Source organism: Candidatus Vicinibacter proximus (genome assembly GCA_016713905.1).
Taxonomy (GTDB): Bacteria; Bacteroidota; Bacteroidia; order Chitinophagales; family Saprospiraceae; genus Vicinibacter; species Vicinibacter proximus.
In genome coordinates, this window is the sequence record JADJOE010000002.1 from 230,512 (window position 1) to 256,529 (window position 26,018).

The following is a 26,018-nucleotide window of genomic DNA, read 5'->3' on the forward strand; positions in this document are numbered from 1 at the left end:
CAATAGAATTAAATCATAAACAACAATAAAAAACAAAGCAGTCCAAGCACCATACTGATCACATACCAGCTGATAATTCCGGAATTTAATGGTTTCAATCCAATACTCGCATTTCTAAATAAATTATCCGGAAATCGAACCACACTATCAATTCCAACCCTATCTACAACATTCTTAAAAAAACTGCCCATGGATTTTAATGGCGCCACTAAAACAAAATAATAGAGTTCATCCAGATAATATTTCTCTTTCAAAATTGATGTTATACTATTTGGGGTTTTATTAAAAACTGTTTTGTCAGAAGTCCCGTAACGTCTGAAAGTAAAGTATCCAATTACCAACAGCGCTAAAACGGTTATTCCCCACAAGCAATATTCAAAAAAATGGGAGACATGATGGCCTTCACTTTTGAGCACAGGACTTAAGAATTCAGTCACATAATGTTTTGGAAATAGAATTTCCGGAATACCTGCAAAACCTCCAATGACGGATAAAATGGCGAGTACAACCAACGGAATCAGCATAATGGCAGGGGATTCATGAATTTTTGAGGCTGTATGCGGATCACCTCGGTAAGATCCATGAAAAGTTGCAAAATAAATCCGGAACATATACCAGGCAGTGAATACCGAAGTAAATGCCAGTATCACAAAATACCATAAACTATGACTGTAAACCACTGCCAAGATTTCATCCTTGGAAAAGAATCCGGCCAAAGGCGGACAACCAACCAAGGCCAGCGTGCCAATAAGAAAAACCAAATGTGTCCACTTCATGGAAGATTTCAGTCCTCCCATATTAGTGATGTCTTGTTCACCATGCAAACCATGAATGACACTACCTGCGCTTAAGAATAACAAAGCCTTGAAAAAAGCATGGGTCATCACATGAAAAATAGCGGTGCCATAAGCTGCACAACCCAATGCAACTACCATATAACCCAATTGGCTAACGGTGGAATAAGCCAGTACTTTTTTTATGTCGTTCTGCTTCAAAGCTATGGTTGCCGCAACAAAAGCTGTTGCAAGTCCGGTGATGGTTATTATGGATAAGGTAAAAGGAGCCAGATTAAACAATCCTCCCATTCGGGCTACCAGATAAATACCTGCAGTAACCATGGTTGCAGCATGTATTAATGCAGAAACAGGTGTAGGACCTGCCATGGCATCCGGAAGCCAGGTAAACAAAGGAATCTGTGCGGACTTCCCGGTCACTCCGATAAATAACAATATCGTGATAAGTACAATGGCGGGATCTCCTATGCTAATGGATTCTAAACTTCCAAGTATGGTCTGTATGTCAAGAGATTTAAATTTAATGCCCAATAAAAATATGCCCAGAATAAATCCAAGATCACCTATCCTGTTCATCACAAAAGCTTTCCTTGCAGCTTTATTGTATTCTGTGTTTCCAAACCAAAAACCAATTAAAAGAAATGAACACAATCCCACACCTTCCCATCCTGCAAACAACATGATGAGATTGGAACCCATGATCAGCAATAACATGGAAAACAGAAATAAATTAAGATAGGTGAAAAATCGTGTATAGCCCTTATCATGATCCATATACCCCATAGAGTATACATGAATCAATGTACCTACACCGGTAACAATCATCAACATCAGTATGGTCAACTGATCCACATAAAAACTAAAATCAACAGAGGTCTGTCCTCCTATATTAAACCAGGTGTAATACGATAAACTTACCGGTGCTGTAAACCCAAGATACAAAAGTCCAGATGCTATAAAACTCATCAATGGCCCTAGACAAGCCAGGCTTCCGGCAAATTTCTTCGGTAGTAAATGTCCAAAAATTCCATTGACCAAAAATCCAATCAGTGGAGGCCAGATGATGAAATGTATCAGATTGATTGAACTCATTTTTTCTTTTTGAAAATTTGGCGAATAAACTATCCTTTAAGCTTACTGAATAAATCAATATTGGTCGTGTGAAGATTTTTATAAATCATCACGATAATGGCTAATCCGACAGATACCTCCGCAGCCGCAACTGCCATCGTAAAAAACACCATGATCTGACCGGAAGAATTGGAAAAATATGCTGAAGTTGAGGTCAGCATCAGATTCACTGCATTGAGCATGATCTCAATACACATAAATACAATGATGACATTCTTCCTTACCATAACACCTATCAGTCCCACAACAAATAATATCGTGCCCAGCAAAAGATAATGGGTTAAAGGAATGGTCGTAAATATTTCAGGTATCTGATTGTTCATAAGTTTGATTTCAATGAGATGAAATAATTCTTTCTTTTCTATTCAACAATACTACTCCGGCCATGGCAACAAAAAATAAAACAGCACTCAATTCCATTGGCACCAGATAATCTTTATAAAGTACCATGCCCAGATTTTCTACCAAACCGATAGAGTAATCCGATACTGTACTCTTTGGACGAATACTGGATTTCTCCAAAGCAGAAATAACAATAAGCATTAGACATCCTCCCGATATTACGGCAGCAAACCATGGAAAATAACCTTTGACCGTTTCTATCTCTTTGTTGAGATTTAAAAACATAATCACAAATAAAAATAAAACCATTATGGCCCCGGCGTAAACAACGATATTCACCAATGCCAAAAACTGCGCATTCAATAAAACATAATGAGCAGAAATCAAAAAGAAAGTCAATACCAGAAAAAGTACACTTCTTATAGGATGCTTGGATACCACCACCATGGTTGCACTAATGATGGTTAAAGCAGACAGGATAAAAAATATTTTGTCAATCATGATTTGCTTTGAAGAAAGGGTTCAACTAATCGATCTTTTCCAAAAATAAAATCTTCTCTTTCATAACTTGCCGGTGCAGTTTTATCATTCTGAAGAAAGATTGCAGCTTTGGGACATGCCTCTTCACACAATCCGCAAAAAATACACCTGAGCATATTTATTTCATAAACAGAAGCATACTTTTCCTCGCGATACAAATTCTTTTCCTCTGGCTTTCTTTCTGCTGCGGTCATGGTAATCGCTTCCGCAGGACAGGCTAATGCACACAATCCACATGCAGTACACCGCTCGGCCCCTTTTTCATCTCTTTTCAGAATATGAAGACCTCTGAAAACCTCACTCATCGGTCTTTTTTGTTCCGGATATTGAATGGTGGCCTTACGCTTAAACAGATGGCTGATGGTAATGGACATTCCCTTAAGAATCGCAGGGAGATATATTTTTTCCATAAAAGTCATTGGCTTTCTTTCCATGACTTTTATTCTGTTTGTTAGCTTGATTACACTCATAAGGATTTCATCATTTTAAAAGCATTATAGCTCCTGTTAAAACTATATTTATTACGGCAAGTGGAATAAGTGCCTTCCACCCAAGATTCATCAATTGATCATATCGGAATCGTGGAAGCGTCCACCTGATCCACATAAAAAGAAAAATAAAAAAGAAAATTTTTCCAAACAAAACTGCTACAGAAAGTAATGTCTTCAATATCCCCGGATCAAAGTGCGATTCAAATGGAAAATGATATCCCCCAAAATATAATGTAGCAAGTATCGCACTCGAAATAAACATATTGGTGTACTCTGCAAATAAATAAAAACCGAGCTTCATGGAAGAAAATTCGGTATGATATCCACCCACCAATTCTGTCTCACATTCAGGAAGATCGAATGGTGCACGATTGGTTTCTGCAAATGCACAAATGATGAATATTAAAAATCCCAATGGCTGGTACAATACATTCCAATGCCATCCTGCTTGCTGATCTACAATCGAGCGCAATGAAAGACTGGAAGAGGTCATCACCAACGCAATGATCGACAATCCCATTGCCAATTCATAACTGATGTTCTGTGATGCAGCCCGGATGGCCCCCAAAAGCGAAAATTTATTGTTCGAGGCCCATCCTCCAATCAAAATGCCATAAACACCCAGTGAAACCACCCCAAAAATATACAATAAGCCCACATTCAAATCTGTGCCTTGTAAGGCATAGGTCTGTCCGTCTATAGTTATATCTGGTCCAAATGGAATCACGACACTGGTCATCAGGGCTGTCAGCATAAAAAAACCGGGTCCCATCAGAAACAACCATTTGTCTGCTTTTAATGGAATAAACTCTTCCTTGAAAAATAATTTTACCCCATCTGCCAATGGTTGCAAAAGTCCAAAAGGTCCCGCACGATTTGGGCCTAATCTATCCTGCAGAAAAGCCGCCACCTTGCGCTCTGCATAAGTAGAATACATCGCAATAAAAAGCGACAGCCCAAATACAACGGCAATGAAGATCAGTTTAAAAATTACTAGGCTCATTCTGATACAAATTTAGCGTCCACGTTTACAGCGGGTGAGATTACCGGTAATTCATATTTGTTTGCTGAAATTACAGATTTGTCACCCATGTCTCTCGGTCCTTCAATGACCCAATCACCTGCATGTTTATGATCAAACCTACATTCATTGCAAATAAACTCCTCTACCTCTCCAAATTTATCCTTTCTCGCAGTAGTTCTGATGATGTCATCTCCCTTCATCCACAAAACTGTCTTGCCGGAACACTTGGTGCAGGAACGATGGGCATTGAATGGTTTAGAAAACCACACCCTCTGTTTGAAGCGGTAAGTCTTATCAGTTAATGCGCCTACCGGACAAACATCGATGATGTTTCCGGAAAAATCCTTGTCTATTGCATTTTGTATATAAGTGCTGATCTCTGATACATCTCCACGGTTAAGCACGCCGTGCACCCTGGTGTCTGTCAATTGCTCCGCAGCATAAACACAGCGGTAACAGAGTATGCATCGAGTCATGTGAAGCTGCACATAAGGTCCAATGTCTATCTTATTGAATTCTCTTCTTCCTTCTTCATACCTGGTTTGTTCCCTTCCGTGTTCGTATGAAAGATTTTGTAAATCACACTCACCTGCCTGATCACATACCGGACAATCCAAAGGATGGTTTATCAATAAAAATTCAACTACCCCATTTCTGGCTTCCATCACTTCCGGTGAAGTCTCATTTTCAACCACCATACCATGCTCCACCTGCGTGAGACAGCTGGCCATGAGCTTAGGCATTGGCCTTGGATTGGCTTCAGATCCCTGTGCCACCTTAACAAGGCAAACTCTGCATTTTCCACCTGTGTTTTTAAGAGGTGTGTAATAACACATTGCGGGAGGATAATGCTCTCCTATCATGCGCGCAGCTTGTAATATAGTTGTGCCCTTAGGAACTTCTATACTGCGACCATCTATCGTTACTTTCAATAAATCGCTCATATCTTTAGCTTCTTAGCTTTTTTCTTCCGTCGGCTTCAGCCAACAAAATTTTATAAACTATTATTTATTTCCAAATGATTGAATCGCCTTTTCCTTTGAATAAGCGAATTCATTTTTTTTAATTAATGCGCATGCACCAACTCCCGATGCAAATGTTTTTTCACACATGAATCAGGATTGCGCACATGCTCTTCAAACTCCGCTCTGAAATGCCTTATCGCACTGGCTACCGGCCACGCAGCGGCTTCCCCAAGCGGACAAATGGTTTTTCCTTCAATTTTCTTTGCAACATCAACCAGCAGGTCTATATCCGACATTTTGCCATGGCCATGTTCTATCCTGTGCAATACTTTTTCCATCCACCCGGTTCCTTCCCGACAAGGGCTGCACTGCCCACAGGATTCGTGGTGATAAAAACGAGTAAAATTCCAAAGATTTCTAACGATGCATTGTTGATCGTCAAACACAATAAAACCTCCTGACCCAAGCATGGTACCCGTTACAAATCCTCCATCACTCAGGGATTCATATGTCATCAATCTCTTTTCGTTATTGGCTGTGGTAAGAATCAATTCGGCAGGCAATATCGGTACCGAACTTCCACCCGCTACGACGGCTTTTAGCGCACGCCCATTGGCTATACCTCCACAATATTCCTCACTGTTAAGAAATTCCTCCACGGAAAGTCCTAATTCAATTTCATATACTCCCGGCTTGCTAATATTCCCACAGGCAGAAATAAGCTTTGTTCCGGTGCTTTTTCCAATCCCAATCGCAGCATAGGCGTCTCCACCATTGTTAACGATCCATGGAACGTCTGCAATGGTTTCCACATTATTCACTACCGTAGGACATCCGTACAATCCCCAGACCGCCGGAAAAGGTGGCTTATTGCGTGGATTGCCCCTCTTTCCTTCCAGTGATTCCAACAAAGCTGTTTCTTCACCACAGATATAGGCCCCACCTCCCGGTTGCACATGGAGGTCCAAAGAATAATCCGAACCCAAAATATTTTTTCCTAAAAATCCGGCTGCATAAGCTTCTGCAATGGCTTTCTCCAGAATGCGAATTACGTACATCATCTCTCCGCGCACATAGATGTAAGAAGTCCTTGCCCCTAAGGCAAAAGAAGATGTAATCATTCCTTCAATCAACAGGTGGGGAATCCTCTCCATCAGGTACCTGTCTTTAAAGGTCCCGGGTTCAGATTCATCGGCATTACACACCAAATATCTTGGCTTATCAGACTTTTTATCCAAAAAAGACCACTTCATCCCGGTCGGAAAGCCTGCGCCTCCTCTTCCCCTCAGTCCGGACTTCTTGACCTCCTCGACCACGCCATCCGGAGTCATCTCTTTCAAGGCTTTACGAACCGATTCGTAGCCTCCCATCTTGCGATAAACCTCAAGGGTATGGATCCCCGGTACTGCTACATGCTCTAGTAATATTTTCTTTCCCATATCAGGCTTTAGCTCTTAAATCATCAATGAGTTGATCAATTTTCTCTTTCGTAAGGTGTTCATGGTAATGATACTTAGGACCAATTTGAAGCACCGGACCGGTACCACAAGCCGCCAGACATTCCACCGGCTTGATGGTAAACAACCCATCTGATGTTGTCTCCCCTGAATGAATTCCCAATTTTTCTTCCAGGTATATAATCAATTCCTCGGCGCCTACATTACAGCAAGGTCCCGTCCTGCAAACCTCCAAAACGTATTTCCCAACCGGTTTTACATGAAACATGGTGTAGAAGGTAGCCACCTCGTACACTTCAATTGGATGCAGATCCAATACTTTGGCAACCTCATCCATCACGTCAACAGGTAACCACCCGTGGTCCTCTTGCGCCAGATGCAGCACAGGCAGCAGAGCAGACTTGTGCCTTCCTTCCGGATAACGATGCTTAATTTCTTCGATCTCTTTTAATCTTGATTCACTAAAAACCATGATCTGTATTTTTATTTCTTTGAAGTCCCTTCAGACTTTATTTTTTACAATCCCACTCTTCCTCATTCTCACATTCCCTAATTCTCCAATTAGCTCACTAACTAATTAATTAATTTCCTCTTTCTCTCGTTAGCCGCTTTCGCGGTTCCTTCACTTATCGTGCTGTCGCACGATACTCTGCTTACAGCAGAGATCGCTCAGTCATCCCTCATTTCCTAATTTCCTCACTAACTAATTAGCTCATTAACTAATTAACTAATTAATCACGCATCCAGCTCCCCCGCAATCACATTCAAACTACTCATCACCACAATGGCATCCGACAACATCTGCCCCTTCACCATTTCAGGATAGGCCTGATAATATATGAAGCAAGGCCTTCTGAAATGAAGACGGTACGGAGTTCTTCCGCCATCACTGATCAGGTAAAATCCCAATTCACCGTTAGCACCTTCTACAGCCTGGTAAACTTCTCCGACAGGTGCATCAATTTCACCCATGATGATCTTGAAGTGATAGATCAACGCTTCCATATTTTTATATACTTCCTGTTTTGGAGGTAGGTAATAATGGTCGGCGTCTGCGTGATACACACCGGGAGGTTCAGCTTCTATTTTTTTGATGGCTTGCTCGATCAGGCTCAAACTTTGCCAGATCTCTTCGTTCCGAACTACGTATCTGTCGTAGGTATCTCCCGTGGTTCCTACCGGTACGTCAAATTTGAAATCCTCATAAGAACAGTATGGTTCAGCAGTGCGCAGGTCATAATCGATGCCACATGCCCTCAGATTAGGACCTGTGAAACCATAATTTAAAGCCCTTTCAACACCCAGGCCACCAGTGCCGATGGTGCGGTCCATAAATATCCTGTTCCTGGTTAACAGATTTTCGAATTCACGCCAGACAGGTGGAAACTCCTGCAAAAACTTACGAGTCAATTCAAATACACGCGGATTAAAATCACGCTCAAAACCGCCAATACGCCCCATGTTGGTAGTCAGACGGGCACCACAAATTTCCTCGTAGATCTCGTATATTTTTTCTCGGTATTGATACACATAGGTGAAGCCAGTAAGGGCTCCGGTATCCACACCAAGAATACTGTTGCAAATCAGGTGGTCGGCAACTCTCGCCAGCTCCATGACCATCACCCTCATATAATCCACTCGCTTGGGAACTTTAAGTCCCAACAACTTTTCTACAGTCAAATACCAACCGGTATTGTTTATGGGCGCTGAGCAATAATTCAAACGATCTGTCAGCGGAGTAATCTGGTAAAAAGGTCTTCTTTCTGCTATTTTTTCAAATGCCCGGTGAATGTATCCGATGGTTTGTTCTCCACTCACTATTCGTTCCCCGTCCAACTTAAGCACATTCTGAAAAATTCCGTGCGTCGCCGGATGGGTAGGACCCAGATTCAGGGTGTTGTATGGAATATCCGGAATATCCGGTTGATGAAATTCTGCTGTAAATTCAAGATTGGTCTTCATGTTCTGACTGGTCTATCTGCCAAAATGATAATCTTTTTTATCCTCCCTAAGCGGATCTTCCAAAGGAAACTCTTTCCTCAATGGAAAATCAACCATTTCGTCCATATTAAGTATTCTCCTCAAATCAGGATGTCCCAGAAACTGCACTCCATAAAAGTCATAAGTCTCGCGCTCCATCCAGTTGGCAGAGGCATAAATTCCGGTGAGGCTTGGCACTTCCGGTTTGGTGATCGGGACAAAAACTTTTAAACGCGTCCGGGTATTGTGTCTCATACTTTGGAGATGGTAAACAACGGCAAGCTCCCTGCCCGCATCATCAGGATAATGCACCCCACAGATGTCTGTGAGAAAGTTAAATTCCAGGGCCGGATCTTTAAACAAAAAATGCACGACCCGGTAGAGCTGATTTAAAGGAACCTCGGCTGTAAATATTCCATATTCATCCGGGATCATGGTTAAGACGTCCCCAAGTTGGGTAGTCACATGACTGGAAATCTGTTCGTGGCTAATTCCGCTCATTATTTGATAAAATAGGAGTCCATTAATTTTTTGTATTCCTCAGAATTCCTTCTGCGGATACTTTCCTTTCCGATGAGATCCTGAATTCGCATGACGCCTTCAATGATCTGCTCAGGTCTCGGTGGGCAACCGGGCACGTAGACGTCCACAGGTATAATACGATCAATACCCTGGAGTACGGAATAAGTGTCAAATATGCCTCCACTGGACGCACAGGCCCCTACTGCAATAACCCATCGCGGTTCAGCCATTTGCTCATAAACCTGACGCAATACAGGTCCCATTTTTTTGGCAATGGTACCCATGACCATGAGCAGATCCGCTTGTCTGGGGGTAAAGCTCAATCTTTCGGAGCCAAACCTCGCCAGGTCATAGTGCGAAGCCATGGTCGCCATGAATTCGATCCCACAACAGGAGGTAGCAAACGGAAGTGGCCAAATGCTATTCTTTCTGGCCAATCCCACCACACTGTCCAGCGAGGTGGCAAAAAATCCCTGCCCTTCAATTCCCGGTGGCGCTTTAGCCATTTTTATTTCGGCACTCATGATTTTTTATTTCAAAGGTTTCTGTTCTATTCTCTTTCCTCTCTGGTCTCCCATTTAAGTACCCCTTTAAAAATGACATAGTAAAAACCGGCCATCAACAGGGTTAAAAACACTAGGATTTCTGCAAATCCAAACCAGCCCAATTTCTTAAAATTAACCGCCCAGGGATACAAAAAAATGATCTCCACATCAAACAACACAAACAGGATGGCAGTCATAAAATACTTTACTGAGAAAGGACTCCTTGCGTTGCCTACACTGTCCAGACCACACTCAAAGGAATTGTCGTGCCGCACCCCACTAGATTTAGGACCCAACAGGTGAGTGGCCACCAGAACCACTACCACAAAAGCAGCTGCTACTAAAAACTGAAGGAGAATCGGCAGGTAATCAAAAGGCATGTGGTTCATAAGTCAATTGTTTGGCCAGATTTGGCGCAAATATAATCCGAAGACCTTAGAAAAGTGAAGGAAAATGGATAATGTATCCCAACTTTTAAAAAAATAATGAAATCCGTTCTTAGACCCTTCACTCTGGCTAAAACAACCTGTTAAACCAAAACCCTAAACCAGGTCATACTTCCTGGAAAACCTACGTTTGGAAATTGTGGTTTCTTCCCTATGGGCAGTGTCCGTAACTAAGATAATTGAAATCTTTGCCCGACAGAAGACTTTATCCGATTCAAAGATTTTTAAATAGAATTCCATTGCATTACCTATCCAAATATTCCTTGCCTTGTACTTACATCCGGATTAATTTTATAGGATTTAGTTAAAATTTGGTTGAAACAAAAAAATATTGAAAAAAATTTGGAATTTATTTAAAATTATTTTATACCTTACAAGCCTGAAGACGCTGAGCAAAATAAACTGATTCATAAGCCTGATTCAGTCAATTTTTGAGCGTGCGCACAGGCAACGAACACATCAAGTACTCCCCGATGTGCACCCGAGATGTACCAGGAAGTGATTCGTAACACACTTAGGATTTAATTAAAAATCGCAGTAGAGGCTTGGCATCGCTTTTTATTGAATACCTGAGTCTTGAATACATTTTGTAATGTTTAAATTTTTAATAGTGGAACACTTTGTTTACAACAGCACTTCCGCACCAAGTGGGCATAAGAAAAATGATTTCTTTAGGTTAAAATTTGGAGATCAGGCTCAAAAGGACAACTCTGGATTATTTATTACTTGCAACAGTTTTCTAGAGCAAAAGCAGGCCTGGTTTATCACAGGTAACTTTCAGGATCAAGGCTTTTGTGACCAGTTTGGATCTTGGACACCGGACAATCAATTTAAAGATGGTGCAGACCAAAATAATCCTGAGAACCATATTAAGAGTTTTACTTCTTTTGATTATTGGTTACCATCATTTACCCAACAATATCGTCCAATTTATAACACGAGTAGCGTTGTCAATGTTGATGTTTGTACAGAAGGTAGAATCCTTTCAGGATGCGACCCGTGGGGCCCAGTAAATGATACTACAGTGGCCACTCGACAAGGTGAATATAACAGAATGGGCGATGGAATGGAGCGCAGGATGCTTGGAAATGAATTGTTGAGGTATTATGGTAAAACTGATGATACGGCCAATTTTAAATCTCTTATTGCTACCATGACTGACGAACCTACTAAAAGATCTTACGCTTTAGTATTAGTCAATGATGGCAATCTCACAGGAGCTCAAGCTGTAGTCAATACTTTAAATGGATCAGATCCGGAAAATCAGGATTTTAATAAATTGTATTCAGTAGTCAGATATCAAAAAATGAATGATTATGGTTTGGATGAACTGAACGAAACTCAGGTCTTGACTCTTGACAGCATAAGTTTAAACCGCACGCAGGCTGCCTACATGGCTCAAGGGATTTTAAGTTATTATTATGGATATGAATTTTTGATTCCTATTGAATTTCCTGATACTACATTGGAATATAGATCTAGGAAAGAAAAAATAGAAAATAAGGATCGTAATCCAAATACCCTATATCTTGCTCCAAATCCAGTACATGAAAGTGTAGATATTTCTTTAAGTCAATATAATTTAATCAACCCTGAAATTCAAATTCTGGATGGACAAGGCCGATTAGTTTATACCCAAAGAATCTCCAATTCACATTCCACTGTAAGTATTGGGCTTAGAGAATTAAATCCTTCCCTTTATTTTGTCATTTTAAGGGATCAGGGCATGATTGTTTCGAAGTCAAAATTTATTAAATATTAATTTTTATTGTAGAGCTGTCTTGTTGTAGTGACAAGACAGCTTTTAATTTTTGTATTATGGTGAAGTATATATTTTTAATTTTTTTTATTGCCTTTAACATGATAGGAAATACTCAGGTTTATAATAAAATTTTCCCTTCCATTAGACCAGAATTACTTACTGTTGATCAGGTAATCATGACAATACCTTTGTCTAACAGTCAAGCCTATTTTTTATCATTTGGATTGCCATTGCTTGGTCCGTATTATGCTTTTATAATTGCCACAGGAGTGGATCCGAATGGAAATGTTTTAAAGTATAAATACATCTCAGACTCTTTGGGATATTTTTTTCCACGTCATTACGAATTTATTTCAAATAATAGAATCATGATGGCTGGATTTAAATATCCGCCAGAAAGAGATATTGCTAAATATTGGTATGGAATTTTTGATATGGACTTGAATATTTTGGAAGAACATATTTATCCAGGTACTCATAACAAAGCTGACATTAGTCATTTTTTGATTTCATCCAAAGGGGACTATGTTTTTTGTGCCTTGGATAATATGTTAAATGATCGCGGTAATGGTGCAACTGATAAGTTGAAAGCGGTTATATTTTCGACAGATTCTACGGGTCAAATGAAATGGTACCATGAAGTATGGGACTCTCTAAAGCCAAAAGATCAATTTGAGGCTACAAAAGTTTTAGAGGACAGTCAAGGTAATTTTTACGTGTTCGGTGCATTTTTACCTTTAGGTGAATTTCCAAATTTTAAAGGTCTTGTGATAAAAATTTCTTCCTCAGGTGAATTACTTTGGCATAAGATTTACCCATTTGCCCATTATGGAATTAGTTTCGGAAATGCTTTTGCTTTGGCGAATGATCAGTTTTTATTGGTAGGGAATACTGCCGATCCGGTTAATTTTTTTAATCGAGAAAAAGTATCTTATATTTATACCATGGTCATGGACAGCTCCGGGAATATACTAAAGACAAATATAAAGAACAAATCATTTGGAAATTCCATTGATGGATGCATCTTGTTATCAGACAGCACGCTGGTGTGTGGAGGTGATTCCAGACCCATTTATGATCAATGGATCGATGGATGGATTTTAAAAATGACAATGGATGCAGATATAATTTGGGAGAAAGTACTGGACAATTGCGATTTTAATCGAGAGCAGATATCTAATTTTACAGCTGCACTTGATGGAGTATATTATCTTGGTGGAAAAAGCTGGATCAAAGACAATCATCAGGCTAGAAACTGGCTGGTGAAAACAGACAGTTTGGGCTGTGATGATATTTCGTGTTTAGATACAGCTGTGGATGATCCTAAAGAAGGCACTGATGAGGAATGGATTTATCCCAATCCTGTGCGCGATCATATTTATATTGCAAGTCCTGGTGGTTTTAAGAGTAGGCAGCTTGAGATCTATGATTACAGCGGCAAGAAAGTAAAAGCTGCACAAATAGAACCAGGAGTAGAACAAATTAACATCCCTATGAGCGGCTTACCTTCAGGAATCTATCTGATCACCCCCACTGATAGATCCTGGCATAAAAGCTTTGTGAAGGAATAGTTTTGAATAATTCTTAGATAACGATTTTAATAAATTCGGATTTTTACAATTAATTAATCCTATCTATGTAGTTCGTGCAGTAGTTAAATAACTCAAAAATTAATTAATTTAATTTCTCACTTTTTTCGCACGATCAAAAATATCTATGCTCCCATTCTCCAATCGCAAGACGCCTCTGGGACAGACGGCCGAACAAACTCCACAACCCACACAGGAGGCTCTAACAATGTCCTGACCCTTCTGCGCATAAGCTCTTACATCAATGCCCATCTCACAGTAGGTAGAACAATTCCCACAGGAAATGCACTGACCACCGTTGGTGGTGATCCTGAATCTGGAAAAAAACTTCTGCTGAATACCCAAAATGGCCGCCATGGGGCATCCAAAACGACACCACACCCTGCTGCCCAGCAAAGGATAAAATCCTACTCCTATCACGCCCGAAAAAGCAGACCCAATTAAAAATCCATAAATGGATCTTAAAGAAGCAGTATCGATTCCGGCTATGCTTGGTCGCCCGGAATAAAAACTATAAAGAACCCCTGCAGTCATGACTACTGAAAAAACCAGTACAGAATAAATTAAATACCTCTCTACTTTCCAAGCAGCAATCGATTTATCCGACAAATGTCTGAATGGATCTCCTGCCGTTTCTGCAAGTCCCCCACATCCGCAGACCCAACTGCAATACCATCTCTTGCCAAAAAAATAAGTGAGGACCGGTGACACCACTACAATCATCAACACACCCCAAATCAACATCAACCAACCTATATTTCCATTCTGCATCATTTCCTGCAAGTGCCAGCCATCAAAAAAGTAATAATTCAATGGCCACATGTTTTTAAAATCGTTGTAAGGCATGTTAAGCCTCAACATGAATTCAGGAATGAGAAAGGCAAAGGCCAGTTGAAAAAAAATGACAGACAAAGTCCTTATCAATTGGTATTTGGAATGTCTGTATTTCCAAATAAATTTTACACCCATAATCAAGATAGCCAGGGTGTACAATACTCCATATACAAACCACTGACTGGCATTTTGCTTCTTTAACAACTGACTCAGTGGATCAAAGAATGCCACCAGGCCGGTATTACTTTTGTCTCCCTGACCCAGATATTCCGGAAACCAATAAAGTAAAATATAAAATCCGGTAAGCACCATTCCTGTAAGCCATCCAAGCCATCCTCTCGAACTTAAAGAATTGAAAAAATTATGGTTATTTTTTATCCCTTCCGGAACGTCACGATATGCCTCATAAGCATACAGTATAATCCCAAATGAAATCAAAGTAAGACTGATGACTAAAATAAACAAACCAACAGGAAGCAGATCGTATGTTGCAGCAACAAGCATGAGGAATCCGGAAAATCCAATCACTACTGACCACATTTTGTTTCGCCCTTTTTGCAAAATTTTAATTCCAAAAGTGCTCATGTTTTTTGATTATTTTTATTTAAAAAAAGATTGGCCTCATCCAAACGCCAGCCGGCTGTGGCCTCTATTTTTTTACCGGATTTTTGTCGATAAATTTCCAGCAGTTCTGCACTGCAATCTTCATAAAATTCAGGATCAAAAAATGCCAGCCTGATTTCTTCCAAAACCTTATCCAGAGCTGATTTCCGCAGTATCCATTGTTCGCACACTTCGTGTCTGAACCGAATGCCCATCAGGTTAAATCCAACGACCGTTTGTTGTGTTTTTTCATACACGATTCTGATGGATTTTTTCCCATTTTCATGCGCCCAGTAAAAACTTTCCAAATCATCTGTCATCTTGGACGGCACCTGACCATAAACCTGGTACTCTATGTCAAAAAACTTTGCAGAATTAAACCAAATGCCGGGATCATAAATCTGTTGTTTTCCACAAATGGTTTGTGCAACACACTCCCCCATCATGCGTCCGGTGTACCAGACTGCTTCTATATCTCTTCTTCCTTTTCTCGGTTTCCGAAGTTGTGCACAATCTCCTATCGCAAAGACGTCCGGAATGTTTGTTCTGAGGTATTCATCTACTAAAATTCCGCGGTCGGTTTCTATTTCAGAAGACTCAATAAATTTGATATTGGGACTCACTCCAGCTGTAAGTCCTACGTAATCGCATTTAATTTCTTCCCCCGAATCAAGTGTTACGGAATGCACATTTCCTGCTTCGTTTCCATTTATTTCTTTCAACTGACTATTTAATCTAAGATCTATTCCATGCTCCAGAATGTGCCGGTTGATCATCTTAGATTCTTCCTCGGGTAAAATCATGGACCAGAATTGTGGCTCCCTCACAAGGAAGCTCACCGGAATGTTCCTGGACTGAAACATTTCAGCCAACTCAATCCCAATCAATCCTCCTCCCACGATGACCGCACGCCGGATCCCCGGGGAACAACGCTCCAGATATTCCAGATCCTGCTTATGGTACAAGCCACGCACACCCGACAAGTCCTGACCAGGCCATCCGTATTTATTAGACTTTGAGCCGGTAGCCAGGATGAGATAATCATAATTCACAGTGGATCCATTATTTAGCTGGATGCACTTTTTATCAAATTGGATACTTTCCGCACGAGCTTGAATCAAATCTATTTTATTTTTTTTCCAAAAACCTCGTTCATAGGGTTGTATGTCTTTCCAGCGCATGTGTCCCATGTACACATACATCAGGGCAGTACGGCTAAAAAAATATTCAGACTCTTCAGAAATAAGGACTACCTCATGCATTGAATTTTTCCGGATAAACCTCGCTGCGGTTACTCCGGAAATACCGTTTCCGATTATAGCAATCTTTGACATAAGCCAATTTGACCACAATTTTATGAACTAACTACGGCTTATAAATGAAATTGTACACTATTAACAAAATCTGTATTGGGTGATTGTCATCTGATTAGTGTTACGACTCCTTTATAACTTTTTCGAATAATTTTACCATCAAAATTGAACAGGGCTGAAGCTGTATACATATAAGTGTCGCTATTTACTAAAGTTGAACTTGATTTTCCATCCCATGACTCTTCCAATCCATTAAATTTGTAAATCTCACAACCCATCCTATTATATATTCTAACGTCAATTTCTAGAAATATATCTGATTTGCCCAAATCTTGAATTATAGGTTTAAAATAGTCATTTAAGCCATCAGAATTTGGGGTAAATACATTTGGAAAGGTTATATAATTTTTGTCACAATCTTCCAATTCAAAGTTAAATTCGATTTTACAACCAATGGAATTGTTCGCAACTAATTTTAAAAAATTTGTTTTCAAATTTTTTAAAACAATTAAAGAATCTGAATATGCATCAAAATCACAACTTGGCTCAAAAATAAACGATCCCTCTGACATATCTTTTCCCTTTATATTTATCCTAAACTTACGATCTAAATCAATACAAATCTTCTCTCTTTCAATTGAAATATTATAAAATAACAAAGTAGATTTTCCTGATGTGTTACTGTTTCCATTACTAAATATATGGAAGCTGATATTTACTGTATCCTGATCAGATGTATTTTTTAATTGGTAGATAATTTGTTTAAGATAGTTTTGAATGCTTGTTACATCAATTGCTTTATCAGGTATAATACTATAACAATTACTTTTGATATGTCCAGTTTTTAATTTATCATTGTTTGGAAAAATTAATTTGCCGTCGTTTGTAGATTTTAGTAAAATTAAAATACTGTCTATATTTTCAGTTGAATTAAGATAACAATCTTTATCTACAATGCTTGATGAAAATTCATTACAAATAATTTTTTTATACGAAAAATTAAAATCCGAATTATCGTTGTTCAAATCTGGGGTAAAATACAATTCACAATCTTTCCTTATGTAATTAAATTCATAAGAGCTTGATATTTGAATTCTATCATGCAATATTTCTTGTGGTAATACAATAATTGGACTATAGGCTTTTACAGTGTTTGCATGGATATTGTACTCATACAATAATAATATAGAATCACTGTTGTAAACAAATGGATTAGCTTTCAATATATTAAAAGTTTCCAATGACTTGTCAGGCGACAGAAAAAGTATCTTACTGCTTTCGCAGTCAAGATTAATATTAAGAATTGACAAAACTGGGACAGGCAATTCGATATTTTTGATCAAGACAAAATTCCACCCATAAATTTCTAAATTTTGAAAATCTCTTAGGATTAATATATTTTCTTTTGTAAATGAAATTCCTCTCTTTGAAGTAATGTTCAAATCAAAATTTTCTGATATTCCAGATAAGAAATTTGATTTATGTATGGTTAATTTATTATTCAATTTATTCTTAAAAGATAGGTAAAAATTTCCTTCATCATCAAAAATATTGACTCTTGAAATAAAATCTCCAATATCTTTAAGAAAAAATTTACTTTCAATTGAACAATTGTCTGACAAATAATTTATATATATTGAATTATAGTTTTCAATTTTGTATGAAGCAATATTATGGTCATTCCTGTAAATTAACCCATCAAAATCATCACTACATTTATGTAATGTAGCTTTAAATAAATCTGATATTTCATAATGCCTATTACTATTATCTATCTTTGTGTTCCCACTGATAATAAATTGTTGTCCTGTTGAAATATTTATAAACAAAAAATATATACTTATAAAAAATATATAATTTACAATTTTATACTGCATGCTAAATTCAACAAATATATTACAATTGAGGAATTAATTAAAACCTATCGCATAATTTCTAAGATTAAACTCTTGGCCTTTGACGTAAACAATAATTAAATCCTTAGGGAAAAATGGCAACTCAAAATAATTGGCTCCTTTTAATGCTTGATATTTTGTGTTAAAAATCAATGATCCGTTCATCGAATACAAATTAATTTCAACATTTTCATCTTCCTGTTGCATCCAAGAAATTGAATTCAGTGAGTTTAAATAAATAACTTCATTACATTTATGGATATCTGTTCCAAATTTCAAATTGATGTTGTTTTTATTAAAATCAAGAATTTCGATATTAAACCTATCGTTCTGACTTATTAATTCGGTGTAGTCTAGATTACAATCATTTAATATTTGAATTTCAAACTCAACTAAACATTCTGAATTTTCAAAAAAACCATCATCTATTTTCTCATATGGAAACAAAACAATCAATTCATTGTCAGAAATCTTCGACTTTGAATTATTTTGTATCCTTTTATGTAATTTACTACTTATAATTTTAGCTAATTTTGGATTAATTTTTAATGGTATTTGCAATGAATGGATTTTGGATGAATTTTCCAAACTCAATCTAAGTTTAACAACATCTCCCTTTTTAACCTTTTGGGTAGAATTTTCAAGATTTAATATGGTAGAAGTTCTATTGCTTATAGTCCCTTTAAAACTATAAGTACCACAAACCCATTGGTTGTTTGTGGAGGTATATATTAAATCTCCAACTTTTGTAGTTTTATAATTGAATACAATAGCTTGAGTTGATGAGTTTGCTAATGCACCTGCAGTAAAATAATAAAACTCTTCCTGATGAGGTGTTGTATTTGCTGAAAGTGTAAATGAATAAGGATTGCTATTAAAAGATGTTGAATTGTTAGTTATATCTGCTTCATTAAACCATTCCCAACTATTCCTATCAAAATTTTGAATACGCCCTATTATTAAATCATATATCATATCCTTATCATCTACAGTTATACTATTTGAAAAATTAACATCTGCAGCTACAATTTTATAAGGGTTTCCAGTTATTGAGTTTGTCTGGTTATCTAAATATTCGCCAAGTTCAACCCCATCCGCAACTGAAAGACCACTTGCATAATCAGCGAAATCATTTTCTGAAGATGGTGTTACTATGATTGATATGTCAGTTGATGTATTAACCTCCATATCCCCCCCATATGATCCATTGTTGCAAATAGAAAAATCATTGAATGAGGAGGTCAAATTCTGTTGATAATAATAAATGTAATAATAATGATCTGAAACACCTAAACTTGAATACCCTCTGAATTTATTTGTCCCGCTTACACTAATTGTTGTTTGGCAATTTGGCCGGCTACTTATAAAGATTGAAAACGTTAAAATAAGCAACAAATTAATAACACTATTTAATTTTGTCAGATATACTAAATCCAATTCAATGTTCTTCATTTTATGATTTTTTTAGAGTTTAATTAAAAAATAATCCTAGCTTTCAAAATTACTTATACGCAATCAATTTCCAAAGATATTACTAACATTAACATATAATTAACAATTAGGGTTGTTTTTGATTCTAGCAGCCATTTTAGGATTTAAAAAATATTTTAAAGGTTAACACAGGTAAACTCAATATTAAATCATATAAATTATCTATTTTCGCAACAAAATATATTTTTACCTTCAAAACAAATCAATATGAATAGAATTTTTACCGCATTTCTCTTTCTGGTGCTCGTTACCATGAACACCAATGTAAATGCTCAGGCTGTCAGAAAGGTCCTGATCGAAGAATGGACTTCGGCAACCTGCCCGCCTTGCGCATCCACCAATCCGCTTTTTGATCCGCTACTTGCTTCCTATGGTCAAAAATTAGTGGTATTGAAGTATCAATCCTATATTCCAGTCACAGGAGATCCGATGTACGGTGCTAACACCACCGAATCTCAAGCAAGACATACCTACTATGGTATCAACTCTGCCCCTTCCAGTCGTATAGATGGAAAGACCAACGGAAATGGACATCCCATTCTCTTCGTTCAGGATCCTACACCAATTGATACCCGATTGGCCGTGACATCCCCAATTGAAATGTCCGTAGAACATTCGCTTACTCTGGACAATGGTAAAGACTCTTTGGAAATTACAGTTAACATCAAAAATGTTAGCTCCACTGATTTTACAGGTGCCAGCTACTTCCTTCAGGTAGCCATCACAGAAAAAGACATCAGATTTCCTAAGCAAGCTGCAACCAACGGCGAAATTGAATTCTCGAATGTCATGAGGAAAATGGTGCCAAATGCTTCCGGAACAAAACTGGTAGATCCTATCGCTCCTGGTGCAACCAAAACCATCACCTTCAAAGTGGCTAAACCTGCATATATCTATTCCTTAAATCAATTGGGCGTAGTTGCTTTTGTGCAAAACAATGCCACTACAGGTGCGGATGCAAAATCTGTCATCCAGGCTGCTGAGAGTTTTGCTGTTGAACCAAAAGGAACTCCTTATTATGATGTAGCTATGACCCTGGCCACTGTTAAAAACAGAATATCCAATTGCGATGCAACGATCTCTTATGAAATGACCATAGAAAATCTTTCTACCGGTACAGATACCATTAAGTCAATTGATTTCATCCAATTGAATTCAGGCGCTGCCCGTCCTAAAGTGACCTGGAACGGAGTCCTGTTGCCTGGCCAAAAAGTAGTACACACCATCAATAACTTAGCCATTGCATTCGGTGCAGCTACTTTCAACATGTATATCGACAAAATCAATAACGGTACTTTGAAGGACGTGAACGTGATCAATAACTTTAAAGACCAGACTTCATTCCTGACTTTCCCTGCAGGCACCATAGGCACTACGCTTTCTCAATCGTTTGAAACCGGTACCGGAACTACTGCATCTCCAAATACTTATTTTATAGCCAATGGTTTAAGAATTTTCAGAGCCAGCGCCGCACAGGGAAGTAACTTCCCTACTCCATTGGGTGGATTTGGACAATCCATTTGGAATGTGTTCTTCGCTTTCTCTGATGGTGGAGTTGGACCAAACGCAACTCTGGTTATCGATAAGCTTGATCTTTCAGGTGGCAAAAAAACCCAGATGGAGTGGAATTATGCTTATGCAGTTAAAGAAGGAGCAGGTAGTACAGATAATATGGAAATTGCAGTTTCTTCTGACTGCGGAGACAGCTGGACTGCGGTTTACTCCAAATCCGGTGAGGACCTGGCTTCTGTTCCAAATGTGGATGTAGTTAACAGCCACATTCCTGGATTCTGGTTGCCTCTTCCTGACCAATGGAAACAGGAAAAACTGGACCTTTCTGCTTTTGATGGTACCCCTGAATTAATGATCAGGTTTAAAGGTACTGCCGGTGGTGGATGGGGATATTTCCTGGATGATGTAAATGTGAAAAATGCTTCCGGCGTTAACGTTCAGGACGCAGGTATCATTTCTTCCATGAATGTATTCCCTAATCCTGTGAATGACCAGATTAATCTTGAATTAAGAATGGCCGAGTCTGCAAAAGCTGCGATCAGCCTTTATGACATGAACGGCAAACGTGTTGCGGTCCTTGGATCTGAGAAAAACCTCAATTCAGGTTTCAATACGCTTTCTTTCCCGGTAAATCTTGAATCAGGTTTATACCAATTGGAAGTGAGAACTGCTAAGGGCATTCAAACTCAGAAAATCACTGTATTCTAAGAAAATACGTTAAATAATTAAAAGCCTCCTTGTTCACACAAGGGGGCTTTTTTTATCCCATATTATGGATTAGAGTTTCGTTACGAAAGGCAAAAGACCAAAAAAGACGAGCACTCCCATGAATAAACGATCTTTGATTACCATCAAAGTAATGAACGACAGTTCATTAAGTGAATGAACATCGTCAGATGGTGGGTGGGTTTTGACAAGACATAGTGGATCCTATGTTGAAGGAGAAAAATCGAGGAAGTGCTTGTATTTGAAGGTATTTTGACTTGGAATAGAAATTCTAATACATAATGTGGGTTATTTTCAAAATGTTAAATTCTACGTAAAAAATCTCAAATCGTGATTTTAGCTTTATATTTGCCTGATTAAGGACGTAATTGCCGACTATGAAAAATTTATACTTTGTTGCTTTTCTATTTTGCTTTGGAAGTCTCTTTGGACAAGCCAGATTTGAAGCTGAAATGAACCCATGCAAGTTGCAATACATTGCCGATCCCATGGTTCCGGACCAATTTTGCCACAACAGACTATTCAACAGAACTAGAAAAACCCTCAACATCCTTTGGGAAAGAGAAGATTTAATGTTACCTTCTGGCTGGGAGACTTATATATGTGACAATGAACAATGCTACTCCAGCTTTGTGACCAAATGCCCGGAAGACAACTACAATAAACTGTTGGTAGATTCCAGTATACTCCTTGATGTACATATTGCTGATGGTGGGATGCAGGGAGAAGCTCACATAGTGCTTTGGGTTTTTGAAAAAGAAGACACTACCAAGAAGTTAAAAATTGATTATCTGTTCAATAAAACATTGAGCACCAATGGAGTTTTGAACAACCAGGTAATTAAAATGTACCCTAATCCTGCTTACAACTCTTTCACTATTGATTTTAATACCGGCTTATCAAGAGTCGAACTGTATACCATTTTGGGTAAAAAGGTGACCACTTATTCTGCTCAGCATTTTAAAAGCTATGACATCAGCTTTTTGGAGGATGGGATGTACATGGTGAAACTGATTGGATCCAACAACCAAACGATCAAAACGCTCAGACTTCAGAAAAGATCTTTGCGCTCTTAGTATCAGTGCAGCCGCTTTAATTTAGAATTCATAACAAACCCTGGCAATATTCTTGCTAAACAGGGTACTCTACATAGTTTCTGGCAGTTTCGTACAACCTGATCTGGACATCAAGTTCAGGAGCTATTTCCTTGCGCATGATTTTATAAATCTCAATGCAGATATTTTCTGCAGTAGGTATCTTATCTATAAACTCCGGACAATCCAGGTTTAAATTCTTGTGGTCAAAACGCACTTCTACCTTAGTTTCTATAATCTCTTTAAGTTGCTCCAGATCCATGAGAATCCCGGTCTCCTGATCTAACTCTCCCATTATTTTAACCTCAAGGTCATAATTATGTCCGTGGAAATTGGAATTACTGCATATCCCAAAGACTTCTCTGTTCTTTTCATCATCCCAGGCGGGATTGAAAAGTCGGTGTGCTGCATTGAAATGTCCTTTTCTGAAAATTGCGACCCTCATTTTATAAATTTAAATTTTGACCCAGACCACAATAACAAAAAAAAATCGTGCAAGAAGTTCATTCTTGCACGATTTAATATAAGTTTAAGACAAATCTTATGCGATTTTGGCTACATGCCTCATCAAACTGCTTTTGAGGTTGCTTGCTTTGTTTTTGTGCCAGGTGTTCTTCTTCGCAAGCCTGTCGATCATGCTCACTACTTTAGGAAGGAACTTTTTAGACTCTGCCGCATCTGTTAACTCTCTGAATTTCAGGATCGCTGTACGCGTAGATTTCTTATAATAACGGTTAGCCATTCTGGTGACCGTGTTCTGGCGGATTCTTTTTAAGGAAGATTTATGGTTTGCCATAAGAATTTTATTTAAAGGAGTGCAAAGATAATCGTCTATGCCGAATTCTCAATGAATTTATTCAAAATATTTACCTCAGTCTGTCCATGGACTTCACTTTTTCGTCGTCCTTCCGAATGGCTCTGCTTGCCAACCAAACAAATAATACCCCGGCAAGCCCAAAATAAATACCGGCATCCATCCGCATTTCTTCAAATTTACCTAAACGGTACAGCATATAAAAGCATGAAACCAGCACCAACCCAGTCTGAGTAAGTCCTGCCAAACTGGCCACTAGAATCTGATTGGTCCTGTTCTTAAACATAAATATGGCCACTAAAGCCAAAAATGCAGATGCTATCGCCCCTGAAGTTAAAATCGGACTCTCCAAAGACTGAAGGACGCTGTCTGAAAAAGGACCGGGACCGGGACTGGTCGTTCTGACCAGAAATATAGAAGGCATCAGGGCAAGGCTAAAAAGCACTGCTGACAATAACAACCAGATAGTTTGAATTCGTTGAATCATGGATTTTGAATAAGGAACAAAATTAGCTGAATATCATTTACCTGACTGCCTCAATCAAAATAAATTAGTCCCATTTGAAAAAAGCAATTGAACCCAAACCACCATTCAAAGGTTTATAACATAAATCTTCTGATGAAATTTTTAGTGTTGGTATCGTTTTGCTGTTTTCTAAGCCTCTCGCTCATGGCACAGACTTCCTGGGAAAATGCTCGGTTTGAAGTCATGGGCAATTGCAACATGTGCAAGAAAACGATTGAAAAAGCAGCTGCCGTCAAAGGAGTTAAAAAGGCAAAGTGGGATAAAAAAACTAAAATTTTGTCCGTTACTTATGATCCCAAGTTAACGGGACTTGATAAAATCCAGCTCCAAATTGCTGCCGCAGGTTATGATACACCTAAGTACAGAGCCAACGATGAGACTTATGATTCCCTACACAGTTGTTGCCACTACGATCGCAAAAAGTAAATCCTAAGCTGATCAATTTATGGATACCCGTTCTTCCTCGTCAAAAACTCCTCCATTTAGTTTTTGGGAACGCGACCATTATTTCAACCATCTTGATTTCCTGGTGGTGGGTTGTGGAATTGTAGGTCTTAATGCAGCCATTCATCTCCTTGAAAAAAATCCTGCATATAAAATTCTGATCATTGACCAAGGTAAACTTCCGCAAGGGGCCAGTACAAAAAATGCAGGATTTGCCTGCTTTGGGAGCCCTACCGAACTTTTAGATGATTTGGAACACAGGTCGCCTGAACAAGTCTTTGGTTTATTTGCCCGCAGGTACCAGGGTATACAAGCGCTCAAAAAAAGAACCTCAGCTTTTGATATCCAATTAAATGAAGATGGCGGATACGAAGTTTTTGACTCAACCACTCTCAAAGATTCCATAAATGAGGATACCCTTAAATACCTGAATACAGAAATTGAAAAATATACGGGACTCCATGGGTACTTTTCTTTCAGGCCGGACTTGATAGATAAATTTGGACTGCAACACTTTGATCAGCTCATCTATACACCACATGAATCCTCCCTGAATCCCATGAAGATGATTGCCGGGTTGATCAACATTTTTCAAGGCATGGGTGGGAGAATTTTATTTTCTACCTCCCTAACTCATTGGGAAGATGCAGGCCATCAGGTCCATGTAACCTTGCATGAAAATCTTAAATTCACTTGCCGCAAACTGATATTCGCAGTAAATGGTTTTGCCCCTAATTTACTTCCACAATTGGAAGTTCAATCGGCGAGAAATCAGGTTCTTGTGCTGAAGACCGATGTTCCGCTCAAAATTAAAGGTTGCTTTCATTTTCATAAGGGCTACGTATATTTCAGAAATGTAGGCGACCATCTTTTGATCGGTGGCGGACGACATTTGGACATCACATCAGAAAATACTCTGGAATGGGATTTTAATCCGACCATAACCAATTATCTGATTGCTTTTGCAGAGAGGCATCTGCTACAAAACATCCCTTATCGTATTACCGACCATTGGACCGGAATTCTTGGACTAGGGCCAGAAAAAAAACCAATTATAGAAATGATCAGCCCTTCCGTAGCAGTTGCCGTAAGAATGGGCGGCATGGGTGTTGCCATTGGAACTCTGGTTGGACAAGATGTGGCAGAGCTCATTCTGTTGAAAAAATAAATCCGTTGTA

The 26,018-nt window shown here is 38.6% G+C and carries 25 protein-coding genes; 6 read left to right on the plus strand and 19 right to left on the minus strand.

Annotated elements, in window-relative coordinates; all coding sequences use genetic code 11:
• Positions 1–8: 8 nt before the first annotated feature.
• From nuoL to IPJ83_07440, 12 genes are all read right to left on the minus strand, one after another.
• On the minus strand, positions 9–1,886 hold the full coding sequence (gene nuoL / locus IPJ83_07385) for an NADH-quinone oxidoreductase subunit L (protein MBK7880364.1): 1,878 nt from the start codon (positions 1,884–1,886) through the stop codon (positions 9–11).
• A gap of 29 nt (positions 1,887–1,915) precedes the next feature.
• Positions 1,916–2,248, minus strand: a complete 333-nt coding sequence (gene nuoK, locus IPJ83_07390; protein MBK7880365.1) for an NADH-quinone oxidoreductase subunit NuoK — start codon at positions 2,246–2,248, stop codon at positions 1,916–1,918.
• Positions 2,249–2,258: 10 nt separating this feature from the next.
• Positions 2,259–2,768: an NADH-quinone oxidoreductase subunit J gene (locus IPJ83_07395; protein MBK7880366.1), complete on the minus strand. Its 510-nt coding sequence runs from the start codon at positions 2,766–2,768 to the stop codon at positions 2,259–2,261.
• Positions 2,765–3,226: an NADH-quinone oxidoreductase subunit NuoI gene (gene nuoI / locus IPJ83_07400; GenBank protein MBK7880367.1), complete on the minus strand. Its 462-nt coding sequence runs from the start codon at positions 3,224–3,226 to the stop codon at positions 2,765–2,767. Before nuoI ends, IPJ83_07395 begins: the two co-directional genes overlap by 4 nt.
• Before the next feature lie 61 nt (positions 3,227–3,287).
• A complete protein-coding gene (nuoH, locus tag IPJ83_07405) occupies positions 3,288–4,307 on the minus strand; it encodes an NADH-quinone oxidoreductase subunit NuoH (GenBank protein MBK7880368.1) in 1,020 nt (339 codons plus the stop codon).
• Positions 4,298–5,266 (minus strand): (2Fe-2S)-binding protein, encoded by a 969-nt coding sequence (locus tag IPJ83_07410; protein ID MBK7880369.1) that lies wholly within the window; start codon positions 5,264–5,266, stop codon positions 4,298–4,300. The genes nuoH and IPJ83_07410 overlap by 10 nt, the downstream gene beginning before the upstream one ends.
• 122 nt (positions 5,267–5,388) lie before the next feature.
• Positions 5,389–6,726, minus strand: a complete 1,338-nt coding sequence (gene nuoF, locus IPJ83_07415; protein ID MBK7880370.1) for an NADH-quinone oxidoreductase subunit NuoF — start codon at positions 6,724–6,726, stop codon at positions 5,389–5,391.
• Position 6,727: 1 nt separating this feature from the next.
• Positions 6,728–7,216, minus strand: a complete 489-nt coding sequence (locus tag IPJ83_07420; protein ID MBK7880371.1) for an NAD(P)H-dependent oxidoreductase subunit E — start codon at positions 7,214–7,216, stop codon at positions 6,728–6,730.
• Positions 7,217–7,479: 263 nt separating this feature from the next.
• Positions 7,480–8,706 carry an NADH-quinone oxidoreductase subunit D gene (locus IPJ83_07425; GenBank protein MBK7880372.1) on the minus strand — a complete coding sequence of 409 codons (1,227 nt, stop codon included), beginning with the start codon at positions 8,704–8,706 and terminating at the stop codon, positions 7,480–7,482.
• Between the two features lie 12 nt (positions 8,707–8,718).
• Positions 8,719–9,159 carry an NADH-quinone oxidoreductase subunit C gene (locus IPJ83_07430; GenBank protein MBK7880373.1) on the minus strand — a complete coding sequence of 147 codons (441 nt, stop codon included), beginning with the start codon at positions 9,157–9,159 and terminating at the stop codon, positions 8,719–8,721.
• Positions 9,160–9,224: 65 nt separating this feature from the next.
• A complete protein-coding gene (locus tag IPJ83_07435; GenBank protein ID MBK7880374.1) occupies positions 9,225–9,770 on the minus strand; it encodes an NADH-quinone oxidoreductase subunit B in 546 nt (181 codons plus the stop codon).
• Between the two features lie 26 nt (positions 9,771–9,796).
• Positions 9,797–10,180 carry an NADH-quinone oxidoreductase subunit A gene (locus IPJ83_07440; protein ID MBK7880375.1) on the minus strand — a complete coding sequence of 128 codons (384 nt, stop codon included), beginning with the start codon at positions 10,178–10,180 and terminating at the stop codon, positions 9,797–9,799.
• 649 nt (positions 10,181–10,829) lie between these two features.
• Here IPJ83_07440 and IPJ83_07445 point away from each other — a divergent pair.
• Together IPJ83_07445 and IPJ83_07450 are read left to right on the plus strand one after the other, a co-directional pair.
• Positions 10,830–11,999 (plus strand): T9SS type A sorting domain-containing protein, encoded by a 1,170-nt coding sequence (locus tag IPJ83_07445; GenBank protein ID MBK7880376.1) that lies wholly within the window; start codon positions 10,830–10,832, stop codon positions 11,997–11,999.
• A gap of 98 nt (positions 12,000–12,097) precedes the next feature.
• Positions 12,098–13,570: a T9SS type A sorting domain-containing protein gene (locus IPJ83_07450; GenBank protein MBK7880377.1), complete on the plus strand. Its 1,473-nt coding sequence runs from the start codon at positions 12,098–12,100 to the stop codon at positions 13,568–13,570.
• 108 nt (positions 13,571–13,678) lie between these two features.
• Here IPJ83_07450 and IPJ83_07455 read toward each other — a convergent pair whose 3' ends face one another.
• From IPJ83_07455 to IPJ83_07470, 4 genes are all read right to left on the minus strand, one after another.
• Positions 13,679–15,007, minus strand: coding sequence for a 4Fe-4S binding protein (locus tag IPJ83_07455; GenBank protein MBK7880378.1), 1,329 nt, complete (start codon positions 15,005–15,007; stop codon positions 13,679–13,681).
• On the minus strand, positions 15,004–16,359 hold the full coding sequence (locus IPJ83_07460) for an NAD(P)/FAD-dependent oxidoreductase (protein ID MBK7880379.1): 1,356 nt from the start codon (positions 16,357–16,359) through the stop codon (positions 15,004–15,006). The genes IPJ83_07455 and IPJ83_07460 overlap by 4 nt, the downstream gene beginning before the upstream one ends.
• A gap of 86 nt (positions 16,360–16,445) precedes the next feature.
• Complete coding sequence (locus IPJ83_07465) at positions 16,446–18,167, minus strand: gliding motility-associated C-terminal domain-containing protein (GenBank protein MBK7880380.1); 1,722 nt, start codon at positions 18,165–18,167, stop codon at positions 16,446–16,448.
• An 81-nt stretch (positions 18,168–18,248) separates the two neighbouring features.
• Entirely contained in the window at positions 18,249–19,685 is a 1,437-nt protein-coding gene (locus IPJ83_07470; GenBank protein MBK7880381.1) for a hypothetical protein, read from the minus strand.
• Positions 19,686–19,931: 246 nt separating this feature from the next.
• On the opposite strand from IPJ83_07470, the gene IPJ83_07475 reads away from it, so the two are divergent.
• Together IPJ83_07475 and IPJ83_07480 are read left to right on the plus strand one after the other, a co-directional pair.
• Positions 19,932–21,944 (plus strand): T9SS type A sorting domain-containing protein, encoded by a 2,013-nt coding sequence (locus IPJ83_07475; GenBank protein ID MBK7880382.1) that lies wholly within the window; start codon positions 19,932–19,934, stop codon positions 21,942–21,944.
• Between the two features lie 395 nt (positions 21,945–22,339).
• The gene (locus IPJ83_07480; GenBank protein ID MBK7880383.1) at positions 22,340–23,038 is read left to right on the plus strand and encodes a T9SS type A sorting domain-containing protein; all 699 of its coding nucleotides are present in this window, start codon (positions 22,340–22,342) and stop codon (positions 23,036–23,038) included.
• A 55-nt stretch (positions 23,039–23,093) separates the two neighbouring features.
• Here the strand turns inward: IPJ83_07480 and IPJ83_07485 are convergent, their stop codons facing one another.
• The 3 genes from IPJ83_07485 to IPJ83_07495 all read right to left on the minus strand — a co-directional run bounded on the left by IPJ83_07485 (position 23,094) and on the right by IPJ83_07495 (position 24,357).
• Positions 23,094–23,501 carry a 6-carboxytetrahydropterin synthase gene (locus IPJ83_07485; GenBank protein MBK7880384.1) on the minus strand — a complete coding sequence of 136 codons (408 nt, stop codon included), beginning with the start codon at positions 23,499–23,501 and terminating at the stop codon, positions 23,094–23,096.
• Positions 23,502–23,597: 96 nt separating this feature from the next.
• Positions 23,598–23,852: a 30S ribosomal protein S20 gene (locus tag IPJ83_07490; protein ID MBK7880385.1), complete on the minus strand. Its 255-nt coding sequence runs from the start codon at positions 23,850–23,852 to the stop codon at positions 23,598–23,600.
• 70 nt (positions 23,853–23,922) lie between these two features.
• The gene (locus IPJ83_07495) at positions 23,923–24,357 is read right to left on the minus strand and encodes a DUF4293 domain-containing protein (GenBank protein MBK7880386.1); all 435 of its coding nucleotides are present in this window, start codon (positions 24,355–24,357) and stop codon (positions 23,923–23,925) included.
• Positions 24,358–24,489: 132 nt separating this feature from the next.
• Between IPJ83_07495 and IPJ83_07500 the strand changes: the two genes are divergently transcribed.
• Both IPJ83_07500 and IPJ83_07505 read left to right on the plus strand, forming a co-directional pair.
• Positions 24,490–24,822 carry a cation transporter gene (locus IPJ83_07500; GenBank protein ID MBK7880387.1) on the plus strand — a complete coding sequence of 111 codons (333 nt, stop codon included), beginning with the start codon at positions 24,490–24,492 and terminating at the stop codon, positions 24,820–24,822.
• 19 nt (positions 24,823–24,841) lie between these two features.
• Positions 24,842–26,008: an FAD-binding oxidoreductase gene (locus tag IPJ83_07505; GenBank protein ID MBK7880388.1), complete on the plus strand. Its 1,167-nt coding sequence runs from the start codon at positions 24,842–24,844 to the stop codon at positions 26,006–26,008.
• The last annotated feature ends 10 nt before the right edge of the window (positions 26,009–26,018 follow it).